Source organism: Falsiroseomonas sp. HW251 (genome assembly GCF_050563545.1).
Classification (GTDB): Bacteria; Pseudomonadota; Alphaproteobacteria; order Acetobacterales; family Acetobacteraceae; genus Falsiroseomonas.
The window spans coordinates 103,772-117,565 of record NZ_JBNXUM010000010.1; the positions used below are offsets into that span (position 1 = coordinate 103,772).

A 13,794-nucleotide genomic window follows, 5' to 3' on the forward strand; every position below is an offset into this window, starting at 1 on the left:
AGACGAGGGCCGACCATGGCGGAGCAGGCCGGCAACGCGGAGCGTAGGCCCAGGGCGGACGCGATCCGGAATCGCGAACGCGTGTTGGAAGCCGCCAAGGCCGTCTTCAGCCGTGGCGGCACGGAGGTCGGTCTCGAGACGGTGGCACGCGAGGCTGGTGTCGGGATCGGCACGCTCTACCGCCACTTCCCGACCCGCGAGGCGCTCTATGAGGCGGTCTACCGGCGCGAGGTCGACCAGCTGGCCGATTTGGCGCGGCAATTGGCGGCGGAGGGCCCGCCGCTGGATGGGCTTCGCCGATGGATGCAGGCGCTGATAGAGTTCGTTGCGACGAAGAAGGGCATGGCCTCCGCCCTTGCGCTAGCCGCGCACAAGCCGCCGGAGTTGATGGCGCACACGACGGGTCGCATGCAGGACGCGATCGCGATACTGCTGGGACCGGCCGCGGAGGCAGGCGAGGTGAGGCGCGACATCGGCCCGCCGGACCTGCTGCGCGCGGTGATCGGCCTTTGTTACCTGCAGGATGGGCCGGGCTGGCAGGCCCAGGTGATGCGCCTGCTCGACGTCTTCCTCGATGGGCTGCGGCTGCGGCCTGACGCGGCCGGCGCGCCGCCGGGACGTCAGGTCAGGCCGAAGCGATAGGTAGTGGACGAGATGAAGCGCTGACCCGGGCGCAGCTCCGTGGACGGGAAATCCGGCCGGTTCGGCGAATCCGGGAAGTGCTGCGTCTCCAGGCACAGGCCGTCGCCTTGGCGATAGGCGGCGCCGGATGGGCCGACGAGCGTGCCGTCCAGGAAGTTGCCACTGTAGAATTGCAGGCCGGGCTCGGTGGTCAGCACCTCCATGCTGCGGCCGGACAGCGGATCCTGCAGCCTCGCGGCGAGCCGCTCTGCGCCGCGCGGCGCCGCGTCCAGCACGAAGTTGTGGTCATAGCCGCGTCCGGCAAGCAGGTCCGGATGCGATGCCCGCAGCGCGGCGCCGATCCGCTTCGGGCGCGTGAAGTCGAAGGGCGTTCCCGCCACCGCCTGCGGCGGCCCACGCGGAATGAGCTTCGCGTCCGTCGGGAGGTAGGCGCCGGCGCGGATCATCAGTTCATGATCCTCGATCGTGCCGGCGCCCTCGCCTGCCAGGTTGAAGTAGCCATGGCTGGTGAGGTTCAGCACCGTCGGCCGATCGGTCGTCGCCTCGTAGTCGATGATGAAATCGGCCGGGGCGCGCAGCCGGTAGGTCACACGGAGTTCGAGGGTGCCGGGATAGCCTTCCTCGCCATCCGGGCTGCGCCGGGCCAAAACGAGGCACGCCTCCTCCGCCGCAGGCTCCGGCGTCGCCGTCCAGACCCGCTTGTCGAAGCCGGCGCGCCCGCCATGAAGGCTGTTCGGGCCGTCATTCGCGGCCAGCGCGAAGGCGGCGCCGTCCAGCACGAAGCGCGCACCGCCGATCCGATTGCCGTAGCGCCCGATGAGGCCGCCGAAATACGGGCTGCGCGCGACGTAATCCTCCAGGCTGGGCAGGCCGAGCACCACATTGGCATTGACGCCCTGCCGGTTCGGGACGCGCATGGCGGTGACGATCCCGCCGTACGTGATGCAGTCCAACTCCAGCACGCCGGCGCGCAGCGTGTAGCGCTCGATCGCCGTGCCGTCCGCGAGCGTGCCGTAATGGCTTACCGAGATCGACATCCTCGCCTCACTTTCGTGGCAGGCCCGACGGTCCCGTCGCACCTTGCTTGCCGGCCCCCGCCCCCGCTGCAAGGCTGGAGGCCGGCCGAAGGAGGAAACGCGCATGCAGCCCGTCGTCGCACTCGCCGCACGCAACATCCTCGGCGAGGGGCCGCATTGGGATGCCGACACTGCGGCGCTGCTCTGGGTGGATATCGTCGCCCGCGAGGTGCATCGCTGGCATCCAGCAACTGGCGCACGGCAACGCTGGATCATGCCGGAAAGCGTCTCCGCCGCGATCCCGCGCTGCGGCGGCGGCCTGGTCGTGACGCTCGCGAGCGGCGTCGCCTTCCTGGAGCAGGACGGCGCGCTGCGGCGCTGGATCGGCGCCGATCCCGACACCGGCAACCGCGCGAACGAGGCGCGCTGCGACGCAGCCGGTCGGCTCTGGCTCGGCACAATGCAGAACAACATCGGCCCCGATCGGGAGGACCTGCCGGTCACGCGCGCCTCCGGCGGGCTGTTCCGGATCGGTCCAGACGGAAGCTGCACGCGCTGGGCGGCGGATGTCGGAATTGCGAACACGCTGTGCTGGAGCCCGGATGGAAGGCTGCTCTACTTCGCGGACACACTCGCCAACCGAATCGACGCTTTCGACTTCGATGCTGTCACCGGCGCGCTGTCGAACCGCCGCCCCTTCGCGGAGGGCGGCCCCGGCGCACCGGACGGCTCGGCGATAGACACGGAAGGCTGCCTGTGGAATGCGCGTTGGGGCGCGGGCCGGCTGATCCGGTTCCGGCCCGACGGCAGCATCGACCGCGAGGTGCCCCTGCCCGCGATCCAGCCGACGAGTTGCGCCTTCGGCAACGCCGATCTGCGGACGCTCTATATCACCTCCGCACGCGTCGGACTGGAGCAGCCCGGCGAGGCCGACGGCGCGGTGCTGTCGCTCCGCACGGAGGTCCCGGGCCTTCCCGCGCATGGTTTCGCGGGCTAGCGCCCCCAGCGCAGCACCAGCGGATCGAGGCGCCGCGCGACTTCGATCAGGCCCGCGCGCGTCGCGGGATGCAGCGGCCCGACTGGGCCACGCGGCGCACCACAACGGATCACGCCACCTTCCTCCATGAGTGCCTTGGCCGCAAGGAAACCGCATTGCCGGTTCTCGTAGTTGATCAGCGGCAGCCAGCGGCAATAAGCATCCATCGCGGCCGCGCGGTCGCCAGCGAACCAGGGATCCATGATCTGGCGGATGCCGTCGGGGAAGCCACCACCGGTCATGGACCCCGTCGCGCCGGCGTCGAGGTCAGCCATGAGCGTGATCGCTTCCTCCCCGTCCCAGGGGCCGACGATCGCCTCGCCACCCTGCGCGATGAGGTCCCGCAGCTTGGCCGCGGCCTGAGGCACCTCGATCTTGAAGTAGGAGACGTTCGCGATCTCCCGCGCCATCCGCGACAGGAAGGGCGCCGGCAGCGGCGTGCCCGCCACCGGCGCGTCCTGAATCATGATCGGGATGGAGATCGCGTCGGAGACGCGGCGGAAGAACTCATGGATCGCGGCCTCACCGATGCGGATGGTGGCGCCGTGATAGGGTGGCATGACCATCACCATCGCCGCGCCCATCTCCTACGCGCGGCGGCTGCGATCGGCGCAGACATGGGTGGCGAAGTGGGTCGTGGTCACGATGACCGGCACGCGTCCGGCGACGTGTTCCAGCGCCACGCGCATCACCTGCTCGCGGTCGTCGTCGGTCAGGGTGAACTGCTCGGAGAAGTTGGCCAGGATGCACAACCCCTCCGAACCCGCATCGATCATGAAGTCGATCGCGCGGCGCTGACCTTCCGGATCGAGCGTGCCGTCCGCATGGAAGATGGTCGGCACGACGGGAAAGACGCCGCGATAGGGCTGGGGCATGTCGGTGGCCCTCCTCACGCCGCGCGCAGGCGGATCACGTTCCACGACGCCGGCGGGAGCGTCGCGCCCACCCGGTCGCCAGCGACGTCCACGCCGCCGAGTGGGGAGGGCTTCACATGCTCGGGCCGGTCCTGCGTGTTTACCGCGCCGAGGTCGTCGTGGCGCAGCTGCGTCGCGCCGGCGAGCGAAAGGCCCTTGAACCCGCGCGCGACGAGGTCGAAGGGCATGCTCTCCGTCAGGTGCCGGTTCAGCGCGAAGACCGTGAGATGCCCGCCATCGGGATCGTGCACGACCGAGAGCTTCACATAGGGTACCGCCGGCAGCGGGTAGCGGTGATCGTCGGAGCCGCGCGGGTCGTAGTAGGTCGCGGCATAGGTCGGGCTGTCGAGGCGAGCCTGCAACACGCGGCCACGACCGAGATTGCTGAAGTCGGCAAACGGAAAGAAAATCGTCTGACGCCAGGCCGGCCCGCCGGTCGCGGTCATGATCGGCGCGATCGCATTCACGAGCTGCGCGAGGCACGCGACCTTCACGCGGTCGGCGTGGTTCAGCAGCGCGATGCAGGCGCCGCCGAAGGCGAGCGCGTCCTTCATCGTGTAGACTTCTTCCAGGATGTGCGGCGCGACGGGCCAGCCTGGCTTCACCCGGTCGGCCGGCCGCCGGCGCGTGCGGTACCACACGTTCCACTCGTCGAAGCTCAGCATTAGCCGCTTGCGCGACCGGCGCCGCGCGGCGACGGCATCCGCCATTGCCGTCACCTCCTCGATGAAGGAATCCATGAGGTCGGGGCTGGCGAGGAAGGCCGCGGTGTCCTCGGCATAGTCGTTGAGGTAGGTGTGAAGCGAGATGTAGTCGATGAAGTCGAAGGTGTGCTCCAGCACCGTGTTCTCCCACGCGCCATAGGTCGGCATGGTGCGGGAGGTGGAGCCGCAGGCCGCGAGCTCGATCGTCGGATCGACCCAGCGCATCAGCTTGGCCGTCTCCGCCGCGACGCGGCCGTATTCGTCGGCGGTCTTGCGTTCCATCTGCCACGGCCCGTCCATCTCGTTGCCGAGGCACCAGAACTTCACGCCATGCGGCTGTTCCCAGCCGTGCTGACGTCGCAGGTCGGACCAATGCGTGCCGCCCGGATGGTTGCAGTATTCCAGCAGGTTGCGCGCGGCATCAGCGCCCCGAGTGCCGAGGTTGACGGCCATCATCGGCTCAATCCCCGCGGCCTTGCACCAGTCCATGAACTCGTTGGTGCCGACCTCGTTGGTTTCGGTCGACATCCAGGCGAGGTCGAGGCGCCGCGGCCGCTTGTCCTTCGGGCCCACGCCGTCTTCCCAGTTGTAGCCGGAGACGAAATTGCCGCCGGGATAGCGCATGATGGTCGGCGCGAGCTCCTTGACCAGCTGCATGACGTCGCCGCGGAAGCCATGCGCATCGGCGGTGGGGTGCCCGGGTTCGTAGAGGCCGCCATAGACGCAGCGGCCGAGATGCTCGACGAAGGCGCCGAACAGGCGACGGTCCGTCTCTCCCACGGTGAAGTCGCGGTCCACCAGGGCCTCTACCTTGCGCATGCGTTTCCCCGTTCGTGTCAGGTGGTCGCGTGGGACGGAAGGGCATCCCCGCCCGTGATGCCGTCCACCGACAGCACCGATTCCTTCAGCAGGATGGAGTAGGGATGCCGCGGCGCGCGCAGCACCTCGGCCGCGTCGCCGCTTTCCACCACCTCGCCCCTGCGCATGATGATGATCCGGTCGCTCACGTAGTAGGCCGTGGCGAGGTCGTGCGTGATGTAGACGATGGACACCCCGAGCTCGTCGCGCAGCGAGCGGAACAGGTTCGTCACCGTCATGCGCAGCGAGGCGTCGATCATCGAGACCGGCTCGTCCGCAACGATCAGCGCGGGCTTCGGAACCAGCGCGCGCGCGATCGCCGTGCGCTGCAGCTGGCCGCCGGAGAGCTCATGCGGGAAGCGTCCCTTCACCTCGGCCAGCGAGAGCCCGACCTGGTGCAGCGCCACGTCGGCCAGGCGCTCCGTCTCCGCCTGCGTTGCGGCGCCGGCGAAGGTCCGCGCGGCGGCGTAGAGGTAGCGGTCCACGCGCTTCAGCGGGTTGAACGCCTCGAACGGGTTCTGGAAAATCGGCTGGACCGCGCGCATGAAGGCCAGCCGGTCGGCGCCGCTGCGGATGGTCGAGAGGTCGCGGCCGCGGAACAGGATCTGCCCCTGGCTCGGCGCCATGTCGTGCAGGATCATGCGGGCGAGCGTGGTCTTGCCCGAGCCGGACTCGCCGATCACCGAGAAGATCTCCGGCCGGCTGGACTCCAGGGTGAAGCTGACGTCGATGACCGCACGCACCTCGCGGCGCGAGAAGGGCCCGCCCCCGAAGCGGCGTCCGACGTTGCGAACCTCCAGCAGCGCAGTCATGCCTTGCCCATCGCGACGGCGTGGCAGGCCACGCGATGGCCCGGCGCGACGTGATCCAACGGCGGCGATTCCTGTGCGCAGACCGGCATCGCCAGCGGGCAGCGCGGATGGAAGCGGCAGCCCGGCGGCGGGTCGGCGAGGCTGGGTGGGCGTCCTTCCAGCCCCACTCGCAGCGACCGGTCGCCGATGCGCGGCAGGCTAGCGACCAGGTGGCGCGTATAGGGATGACGCGGCCCGCGGAACAGCGCGGAGGTCGGTGCCTCCTCCACCAGGCGGCCCGCATACATGATGCCGAGGCGGTCCGTGAGGTTGGCATGCACCGCCATGTCATGCGTCACGAACAGCACGGAGGAGCGCATCTGCTGCTGCACCTCCCGGATCATGCCGAGCACGCCCTTCTGCACGACGACATCGAGTGCGGTCGTCGGCTCATCGGCGATGACGAAGTCGGGGCGGCAGATTGTCGCCAGCGCAATTGTTACGCGCTGGCGCATGCCGCCCGAAAGTTCATGCGGGTAGGCGTCCAGCACGGCGGCGGACAGGTGCAGCCGCTCCAGGTGTTGCTCCACCAGCGACCAGAACTCGTCGCGTCTTCCACCGATGTGGCGGAAGGCGAAGTCGTCGAAGCTCTGCCGTACTCGCCGCACTGGGTTCAGCACGCTCATCGAGGCCTGCATGATGTAGGACAGGTGCCGCCAGCGGAGGCGTCGCATCGCCTCCTCCGGCACGTCGTAAACGGAGACGCGGCCCGGGCCGGCGAAGTCGAACACGACCTCGCCGCCGGCATGGAACAGCGGCGGGCGGATGGCGCGCGCGATGGTCTTGACCAGCGTGCTCTTGCCGGAGCTCGACTCGCCGGCGAGGCCGTAGATCTCGTTGCGTCCGACCTGCAGCGTGATGCCGTCCACCGCGCGCACCTCACGGCGGATGCCGAAATGGGCGACGCGGTAATACGCCTCGAGGTCGCGGATGGACAGCGCCGGCGTCTCGGCCGGCTCGGGTCGCGGTTCGGTCGCAGCAAGCGCGCTCACGCCCCGCCTCCGATCCGCTCAAGGCGCGAGCGCGGGTCGATATACTCGTTCATCGAGCTCGCGAGCAGGTAGAGTCCGATGAACAGCATCGCGACCAGCACGACGGGGGCGGCGATCCACCACCAGATGCCCGCGACCAGCGCGGTGTGCTGGTTGGCCCAATAGACCATGCCGCCGATGGTCGGCGTGTTGACGTCGGTGAAGCCGAGGACGGAGAGCGTCACCTCCAGCCCGATCGACCAGTTCAAATTGTTCAGCGTGGTCGAAAAGACGATGGGCAGCACATAAGGCAGATGCTCCTGCGTCAGGATGCGCCGCGTGCCCATGCCGGAGAACACGGCCTGGCGCGTGAACTCCCGCGTCTTCAGGCTCAGCGCGATCGACCGGATCAGCCGCGCGTCATAGGCCCAGCCGAGGCAGGCCATCACCAGCGCCAGCAGGCCCCAGGACATGCTGTCCCGCAGCACGAAGTAGAACAGCACCAGGATCGGAAACAGCGGCACGACCATGAAGGTGTCGTTGATCGACATCAGCACGCGGTCCACGATACCGCCGAGATAGCCCGCGGTCAGGCCAACCGTCAGCGCGATGATGCGGCTGATGATGGCGACCGCGACGCCGAAGAGCAGCGTGTTCCTGGTGGCGGCGGCGAGCTGCCAGAACACATCCTGTCCGCGCGAAGTCGTGCCGAGCAGGAAATCCTCACCGGGTGGGACGTCGGGCGGCACGACATAGACGTCGAGCGGCGGATAGGGCGACGCGAAGGAGGCAAGAGCCACCGCGACCACGATGCCGGTGAGCAGCGCACCCAGTGTGAACTCGCGGTTGGTACGGAAGAGGTCCCGGAGGATGGCGAGCATCAGGCCGTCGCCTCGGCCGAGCGGACGCGCGGGTCGATGAGGGGATGCAAGAGGTCGATCACCAGCACAGCCGCGGCGACGGCAACGATGGAGACGGTCGCGATGCCGAGCACCAGGCTGTAGTCGCCCTTGTGCACGGCCTCGACCAGCAGCGTGCCGACGCCGGGGTAGCCGAAGACCTGTTCGGTGATGATCGCACCGTTGAAGATGGCGCCGAGCGACATGGCGAGGCCAGTGAGTTGCGGCGCCATGGCGCTGCGCATCACATAGGCCGACAGGATCCGCCGCTTCGGCACGCCCGCGAGTTCAGCATAGGTGACGTAATCCTCGGTCACCACGTTCGACACCAGCGCGCGCATACCGACGAACCAGCCGCCGATACCGACCAGCACCAGCGACAGCGCCGGCAGGATGGAATGGCGGAGCACGCTGAGGATGAATTGCGCCGACCATTCCTGGCGGATGTTCATCCCCGACCCACCGGTGATCGGCAGCACCGGCCAGACGAAGCCAAACAGGATGAGCAGAACGAAGGCCACGATGTAGTAGGGGATGGGATGCAGCCCCATCGCCAGGACGCCGAACAGCCGGAGCGACCGGCTGCGCGGAAAATAGCCGGCCAGCGCGCCGAGCACATTGCCGATCACCCAGGCCAGCACGGTCGAGACCAGCAACAGCCCGACCGTCCAGGGCAGTGCGCGGCCGATCAGGGTCGAGACTGGCGTCGGGAAGGCCGACAGCGACGGCCCGAAATCGCCCCGCAGCACCCGCCACCAATAGCCGAGATACTGCTGCAGCGGATTGCCGCCGACGCCGTAGAGCTCGCGCAGCGACTGCCGCATGTCCTCGATCGCGGCCGGGCTTGTGTTGCCGAAGTTGGTCACCGCGGCGACGGTCTGCTCGACGGGGTCGATCGGCGTGGCGTGGCTGACGATATAAGTGATGTTCAGGCCGATGAAGACGACCAGGGCGAACTGCCCCAGACGCTTCAGCAGATAGCGCCCATAGGCCGGCATAAGCCGTTCCCTTGCTGTGCGGCGACGGGGCGGCGCCGGGCCGCCCCGCATTCCCCGTTCAGGACTTCGCGCGCAGGCGCGTGAACATGTAGCGGGAATTGCCCCAATTCGTGACGGGGTTGGTGTAGGGGTTCTCCGCCGTGGGAAAGCCGGTCCAGCTGTTCTCGTCCATGGTGGTGAACACGTTGTAGGCCATCAGCGGGATGATCGGCATCTCCCGCACCATCAGCTTGACGTAGTCGTGGCCAATCTCCTTCGCGCGCGGATCGTCGAAGGCGATGCCGCGCAGCCGCACGATAAGCGCGTCGAGTTCCGGGTTGGACCAGCGCTGCCAGTTGCGCAGCGGCTGCGGCTGGCCGGGCTGCGCGACGAAGGCGGAATGCCAGCTGTCCAGGAAGTAGGCCAGGTCGGGATGGCCGCCATAGGTCTCGACGGACCAGCCGATGAAGGTATCGAAGTCGCCGGCGCTGCGCCGGTCCAGCATCTGCGTCCCCGGTGCGACATCCATGCGGACATCGATGCCGAACTGCCGCCAGTTCTGTGCGATCATCGTGCCGGCGCGCGTCATCACGGGCCGCGTGTCGCCTTCCACCATCATGCGGAAGGAGAAGGGCCGGCCGTCGGGCGTCTGCCACTGGTTGTTGCGGCGGCGAAAGCCCGCGCGTTCCAGCAGTTCGGTCGCGGCCTGCTGGTTCACGCGCCACCAGCCCATACCGAAGGACTTGGCGATCTGCTCGGGGTCGGTCGGGATCTGGTCGCGCAGCGTCGGACGCAGGGAATCCGCGATCGACCGTCCGATCGCGGCGTCATAGGGCTTGATCTTCTGCTTGCCGGTGTCGAGCTCGAAACTTGCCAGCCAGGGCTCGAGCGGCGCGTGATAGTCCGCGGGATGCGTGCCCGTCGGCGGCACCGCGATGGCGGAGATCGTCGCCGCGCCGCGATAAGACGCCATGGACACCGCGCGGATGTCGATCAGCAGCGCCAGCGCCCAGCGCACGTCGTGGTTCTGGAAGAGCGGGTTCTGGTGGTTGAACAGCAGCGCCGGCAGCGTCGGGTCGGGATGCGCAAAGGGGAAGCCGCGGAACCAGCCACGCGCGGTCTGAGACTGCCGTGCGAGGGTGAACATCCCCTCCGGCGCCACGTCGTGCACCACGTCGATCTCGTGGTTCAGCATGGAGATCACGCGCTTGTCCGGCGGGCCGGGATCGACATAGACGGCGTAGCGCGGCCCGGGCTGGCCGAAGCGCGCGATGGTGGTGCGCTGCCAGTCCGCGCGCCTCTCCCAGATGTACCACTTGCCGTTGGGGTCGAAGCTGTGCAGCGCGTAGGCGCCGAGCGAGACCGGCTTATTGAAGTCGAAGCGCGCGATGTCCTGCTGCCCCTGGAAGACATGCTTCGGCATGATCCAGATCGCGCCCCAGCGCACGGTGAACTGGGCATGGAAGCGCGAATTCGGCTCCTTCAGCTGGAACACCACCGTCCGCGCGTCCGGCGTCTCCACCTTCTCGACATTGCGCGCAAGGATCGCGCTCCAGCGCATCGCGCGGTTGGCGATCTGCGCCTCGACGGTGTAGGCGACGTCGGCCGAGGTGAACTCGACGCCGTCGCTCCAGAAGATGCCGTCGCGCAGCCGCACCGTCATGCGGGTGAAGTCGGCGTTGTATTCCGGGGGTGCTGCGGCCAGCGAGTTGTCCCAGGCCTGGCCGTCGATCCCGCGCTCGGGGTCGATGTACCAAAGCGTGTCGAGTGCCAACTGATGAAGACCGGTGGACTGGCCACCCGCGTTGATCGCCCAGATGTTGAACCAGCCGGCATTGCGGATGGTGCCTTCGGGGTTCTCGAGGATGATTGTCTCGCGCCGCGGCAGGCCGGCGATGATCTCTTGCGCTTCTGCCGGCAGATGAGCGATCGCCGAGAGAGCCAGCGGCGAAAGCATCGCCGCGCGCCTGGTCAGCTTCATGGCCGTCCACTCCCCAAACCTGATGCCGTCTGTTGTCCAGCGGTCCGCGCGAAGGCTAGGCGCGTGTCACGGCCGCCGTCAACAATGCATTGGGTAAGGATCAGTGGAGCTGATATGAATGCCGCGATGTCAGCCGCGCTTCAGCTGCAGTCGCATCACGATGTCCTGGTCGTGGTTGCCGAAGCCGCGCCCGAAGATGTTCACGCCGCCGGGATTTTTGGCGCGCTCCTCGATGCCGATGCGCAGCCGGATGGAGTGGTGCGCATCGAGCGCGAGCTCGCCAAGCGTGATCGGCGAGAGCCGCTTGTCGTTCACATAGGTCCCGCGCTCCGTCACGCGCCAGGTCGTCAGCACGCCGTATTGCGACCCCCCGAGCTTCCACCAGCCCGGCGTGAACCGCCCGCGCCTGTCGCCATAGTCGCCCGGGGAGACCCAGGTGCCGAGCTTCGTGCCGTTCACCCAGAGCGAGATGTCCGACGGCCAGTTCGCATTGGTGCCCGGCACCTCCGACGACAGTTCCAGGCTGAACTCCAGCGCGGCGGGACCCGCCTTCAGCACTTTTGCGTTGTTCGGGAATTTGTATTCCACGAAGCCGCGGCCGAACCAGATCAGCGCCGCGCGCATCCGCCGGGGATCGAGGAAACCGTCAGGCACGTCGAGCGGCCCGATGATGCCCTCGGTCGAGCAGAGGCCGCAGGGCGCGCTGACGTCGTAGCTGGTGTAGAGGCCGATCGGCATGGCCACTTCCACCGCATCGGGCTCCTTCTGCACCGGGCTGCCGTCGAGGCGGATGACGATCTCGTCGAAGCGAACCGAGCAGAACTTCTGCTGACCCTTGCTCGCCTTGGCGGCCTCGGTGTGCACCAAACCGGCCTCCTCCAGAACCTGAATGTTCGTGGCCACCGTGGATTGCGGCAGGCCGAGCCGCTGTGCGATGCCGTTCACGTTCAGCGGGCCTGCCTGCCGCAGGGTCCGCAGGATGTCGAGGCGAAGCGGCGAGGCAATGCCGCGCACGACGCCGGCATCCTCCTCCGGCACAACGGTCAGGAAGGCACGACGGGGTGTCGGATTGCCGGTCGACGTCATCGGTATGCGGAAGCCTTCCCTGCTGCTCGTCCGGGCGATAGCGTCCCGCTGACCGGGACTTTATCAGTCTTGCCAATATGTTTGGGGTCGGCAAGCGCCGCGCGCGCGACATCGCCGCCGCACGCCACATGAGGCCGGTGGCGGTCGGCCTGATCGGATGCGGCAACATCAGCGGCGCCTACCTGACCGGCGCCGCGCAGTTCCCCGAAATTCCGGATCGCCTGCTGCGCCGACGCCAAGGCGGACGCCGCGGCGCGCTGTGCGGCCGACTTCGGCCTGACAGCTGTCAGCGTCGAGGCGCTGCTCGACGATCCCGACGTCGAGGTGGTGCTGAATCTCACCACACCGCAGGCGCATGTGCCCGTCGCGCTCGATGCGAACCAACACGGCAAGCATATCCATACGGAGAAGCCGCTCGGCACCTCGACCGTCGAGGCGCGACCGCTGATCGAGGAAGCCGCGAGCGGCCGGGCTGCGCGTCGGCTGCGCGCCGGACACCTTCCTCGGCGGCGGGCACCAGACCGCCCGCCGATTGATCGACGAGGGCGCAATCAGTGCGCCGCTTTCTGGAACGGCCTTCATGCTCAATCACGGCCACGAGCACTGGCATCCGGTTCCCGCCTTCTACTACGCCGCCGGCGGCGGCCCGATGTTCTACATGAGCCCCTACTACCTGACGAACCTGGTGAACCTGCTCGGCCCCGTGGCGCGCGTGCAGGGATCGGTCACCACGGGCTTCGCAGAACGCATCGTCGGTAGCGGCCCGAAGACGGGTGAGGCGATCAAGGTCGCGACGCCGACCCATGTCACGGGGCTGCTGCACTTCGCCAATGGCGCGGTGGTTTCGGTCACCACCAGCTTCGACGTCTGGCAGCACCGGCACGGCCACATCGAGATCTATGGCACAGAGGGCAGCCTGGTCGTGCCCGATCCCAACCGCTTCGGGGGCGCCGTGTCGCTCGCGCGCCGGCGCGAGCCGTGCGTGGACATCCCGCTCTCCCACGGCTTCGCCGACGGCAACTTTCGCATCCTGGGTCTGGCCGCCATGGCGCGCGCAATCCGCGCCGGCCGGCCGCTCCGCTGCAGCGGCGACGTGGCCTTCCATGTGCTCGAGGTCATGGAAGCATTCGGACGGTCCGGGGAGGCGGGCCGCACGATCGACACCCACAGCCGCTGCGAGCGCCCGGCCGCCCTCCCGCCGCGCTCCGTTCTGGGTGAACTCGACTGACGAGAAGGAAGCCGGAGATGACGAAGCAGGCCCTGATCGTCTGGGGCGGTTGGCCCGGCCACGAACCCGCGGAATGCGCCACGATCGTGGGGGCGATGCTGCGCGAGGAAGGCTTCGACGTGGCGATGGAGAACACGACCGAGGCTTATGCCGATCCGGCCCTGCCCCGCTTTGACCTGATCGTGCCGATGGTGACGTGCACGATAGCGAAGGAGGAGGTAGAGGGCCTGTCGGCCGGCGTGCGATCCGGCGTTGGCATGGGCGGCTTCCACGGCCAGATGGCTGACAGCTTCCGCAACGAGGTGAAGTACCAGTTCATCGTCGGAGGCCAGTGGGTCGCGCATCCCGGGAACATCGTGGACTACCGCATCACCATCACGCGCCCCGACGACCCCATCATGCAGGCAATCCAGGATTTCCCGTACCGCTCCGAGCAGTACTTCTACTCTTCGCTCGGCCATGTCGCGTCCGAGTTCCAGGTGTCGGAGATGCGCACCATCCTCCGGCGCGGCTTGCTCTGGGCCGCCAGGGACTGATCGCCCTCGGTATGGCGTTCATTCGCGCGGAGGAACCCGCTGCACCGTACGGCGCTCGTCACGCCCGGCAAGGCCTGTGTTCGGACCAGTGTGCG

12 protein-coding genes and 2 pseudogenes are annotated in these 13,794 nt (G+C 68.1%); 5 read left to right on the plus strand and 9 right to left on the minus strand.

Annotated elements, in window-relative coordinates; all coding sequences use genetic code 11:
- Positions 1–15: 15 nt before the first annotated feature.
- Positions 16–642, plus strand: a complete 627-nt coding sequence (locus ACLF3M_RS14005; protein WP_430657555.1) for a TetR/AcrR family transcriptional regulator — start codon at positions 16–18, stop codon at positions 640–642.
- Here ACLF3M_RS14005 and ACLF3M_RS14010 read toward each other — a convergent pair.
- Positions 621–1,679, minus strand: coding sequence for an aldose epimerase family protein (locus tag ACLF3M_RS14010; RefSeq protein WP_430657556.1), 1,059 nt, complete (start codon positions 1,677–1,679; stop codon positions 621–623). The genes ACLF3M_RS14005 and ACLF3M_RS14010 overlap by 22 nt on opposite strands.
- Positions 1,680–1,782: 103 nt before the next feature.
- Between ACLF3M_RS14010 and ACLF3M_RS14015 the strand changes: the two genes are divergently transcribed.
- On the plus strand, positions 1,783–2,655 hold the full coding sequence (locus tag ACLF3M_RS14015; RefSeq protein WP_430657557.1) for an SMP-30/gluconolactonase/LRE family protein: 873 nt from the start codon (positions 1,783–1,785) through the stop codon (positions 2,653–2,655).
- On the opposite strand, the pseudogene ACLF3M_RS14020 reads toward ACLF3M_RS14015, so the two are convergent.
- The 8 genes and pseudogenes from ACLF3M_RS14020 to ACLF3M_RS14055 form a co-directional block, all read right to left on the minus strand.
- A pseudogene (locus tag ACLF3M_RS14020) lies at positions 2,652–3,569 on the minus strand (dihydrodipicolinate synthase family protein). The gene ACLF3M_RS14015 and the pseudogene ACLF3M_RS14020 overlap by 4 nt on opposite strands.
- A 14-nt stretch (positions 3,570–3,583) precedes the next feature.
- On the minus strand, positions 3,584–5,131 hold the full coding sequence (locus ACLF3M_RS14025) for an alpha-N-arabinofuranosidase (RefSeq protein WP_430657558.1): 1,548 nt from the start codon (positions 5,129–5,131) through the stop codon (positions 3,584–3,586).
- Positions 5,132–5,148: 17 nt separating this feature from the next.
- Positions 5,149–5,982, minus strand: coding sequence for an ABC transporter ATP-binding protein (locus tag ACLF3M_RS14030; protein ID WP_430657559.1), 834 nt, complete (start codon positions 5,980–5,982; stop codon positions 5,149–5,151).
- Positions 5,979–7,013, minus strand: coding sequence for an ABC transporter ATP-binding protein (locus ACLF3M_RS14035; RefSeq protein ID WP_430657560.1), 1,035 nt, complete (start codon positions 7,011–7,013; stop codon positions 5,979–5,981). Before ACLF3M_RS14035 ends, ACLF3M_RS14030 begins: the two co-directional genes overlap by 4 nt.
- Positions 7,010–7,873: an ABC transporter permease gene (locus tag ACLF3M_RS14040; RefSeq protein WP_430657561.1), complete on the minus strand. Its 864-nt coding sequence runs from the start codon at positions 7,871–7,873 to the stop codon at positions 7,010–7,012. Before ACLF3M_RS14040 ends, ACLF3M_RS14035 begins: the two co-directional genes overlap by 4 nt.
- Positions 7,873–8,889, minus strand: a complete 1,017-nt coding sequence (locus ACLF3M_RS14045) for an ABC transporter permease (RefSeq protein WP_430657562.1) — start codon at positions 8,887–8,889, stop codon at positions 7,873–7,875. The genes ACLF3M_RS14040 and ACLF3M_RS14045 overlap by 1 nt, the downstream gene beginning before the upstream one ends.
- Positions 8,890–8,947: 58 nt before the next feature.
- Positions 8,948–10,849: an ABC transporter substrate-binding protein gene (locus tag ACLF3M_RS14050; RefSeq protein ID WP_430657563.1), complete on the minus strand. Its 1,902-nt coding sequence runs from the start codon at positions 10,847–10,849 to the stop codon at positions 8,948–8,950.
- 129 nt (positions 10,850–10,978) lie between these two features.
- Complete coding sequence (locus tag ACLF3M_RS14055) at positions 10,979–11,935, minus strand: ArsR/SmtB family transcription factor (protein ID WP_430657564.1); 957 nt, start codon at positions 11,933–11,935, stop codon at positions 10,979–10,981.
- A 216-nt stretch (positions 11,936–12,151) separates the two neighbouring features.
- On the opposite strand from ACLF3M_RS14055, the pseudogene ACLF3M_RS14060 reads away from it, so the two are divergent.
- The 3 genes and pseudogenes from ACLF3M_RS14060 to ACLF3M_RS14070 form a co-directional block, all read left to right on the plus strand.
- A pseudogene (locus ACLF3M_RS14060) lies at positions 12,152–12,340 on the plus strand (Gfo/Idh/MocA family oxidoreductase); the annotation flags it as partial.
- A gap of 67 nt (positions 12,341–12,407) precedes the next feature.
- Positions 12,408–13,163: a Gfo/Idh/MocA family protein gene (locus ACLF3M_RS14065; protein ID WP_430657667.1), complete on the plus strand. Its 756-nt coding sequence runs from the start codon at positions 12,408–12,410 to the stop codon at positions 13,161–13,163.
- A gap of 17 nt (positions 13,164–13,180) precedes the next feature.
- Complete coding sequence (locus ACLF3M_RS14070; RefSeq protein ID WP_430657565.1) at positions 13,181–13,699, plus strand: ThuA domain-containing protein; 519 nt, start codon at positions 13,181–13,183, stop codon at positions 13,697–13,699.
- The last annotated feature ends 95 nt before the right edge of the window (positions 13,700–13,794 follow it).